The organism is Caulobacter sp. 17J65-9, from assembly GCF_010975005.1.
In the GTDB taxonomy this organism is placed as follows: Bacteria; Pseudomonadota; Alphaproteobacteria; order Caulobacterales; family Caulobacteraceae; genus 17J80-11.
Map to the genome: position 1 here is coordinate 1 of NZ_JAAIVC010000310.1, position 1,074 is coordinate 1,074.

Sequence of the window (1,074 nt, forward strand, 5' to 3'; positions counted from 1 at the left end):
GCGCGGACGCAGGCCGGCGGGCGGGGCCGCGGGGGCTTCCGGCTCCGGACGGCGTTCGCGGCGCGCGGGCGCCTCGGACGGCGCGGGCATGCGCGGCGCGGGCGTGTTGTCGCCCGACACCATGCCCATCATGCGCACGGTCTCCGACAGCATCTCGTAGTTGCGCTTCACCCGGTCCTGGAAGGCGGCGTCGACGGACTCGGTCTCCTCGGCCGCGCGGCGGGCGGCCGAGGCCAGGGCTTCCAGGCCCTGCTCGACGGCTTCCTTGATGTCGGCGACGTGGGCCTGGGCCTCGCGCGGCAGGCGGGCGACCCGCTGGTCGATCTCGCCGAGCGCCGACTCCACGTCGATCAGGGCGCCGCGCAGGGCGTTCAGGTTGGAGTCCAGGCGCGCGCCGGCGCGTTCGCCGGCTTCCTCGACCAGGGCGGAGGACTCGTCGATCAGGCGGCGCGCGGTGTTCATTCGCGAGTCGAAGGCGTCGTCGGCCCGCTTGCCGGCCTCGAAGGCGGCTTCGCCCAGGCGGTCGACGCGGGCGCGGGCGGATTCCACCGAGGCGTCGGCCGAACGGCGGGCTTCCTCGGCGGCGGCCGACAGGTCGGCCACGGCGCGACCGGCGTCCTCGACCAGCTCGTCGCGGATCTGGGCGGCCGTGTCGGCCAGGCGCTCGATCGCTTCGCGGGTGCGGGTTTCCGACAGGTGGCGCTCGGCCTCGGACATCTCGGCCAGTTCGCGGAACTGCACGGCGGCGCCCTGCACCAGGTCGCGCATGGCCTCGGCGCCCTTGGCCGAGGTCTCGCCCAGGTCGCCGGCGGCGAGCCGGGTGTGCGACAGGGCCTCGGTCAGCTGGGCGCGCTGGGTCTCGACCTGGGCGGAGAAGTCCTCCTGGTCGGTGCGCAGGGCGTAGGCGGCGGCCACCAGGGCCGCACGGCTTTGCGACAGGCTCTCCTCGACCGAGCGGATCTGCTCGGCCACGCCGGTGCCGGCGGTCTCCAGGCGCATGGTCTGGCGGGCCAGGTCGTCGGCGGCCAGGCGGGCGGCGTCCTGGGCCTCGCCGGCGGCGGCGGCCAGGTCGGC

The 1,074-nt window shown here is 76.2% G+C and carries 1 pseudogene; it reads right to left on the reverse strand.

Going from position 1 to position 1,074, the window contains the following annotated elements:
• Positions 1 to 1,074 (reverse strand): annotated as a pseudogene (locus tag G3573_RS21590) (tipN); the annotation flags it as partial.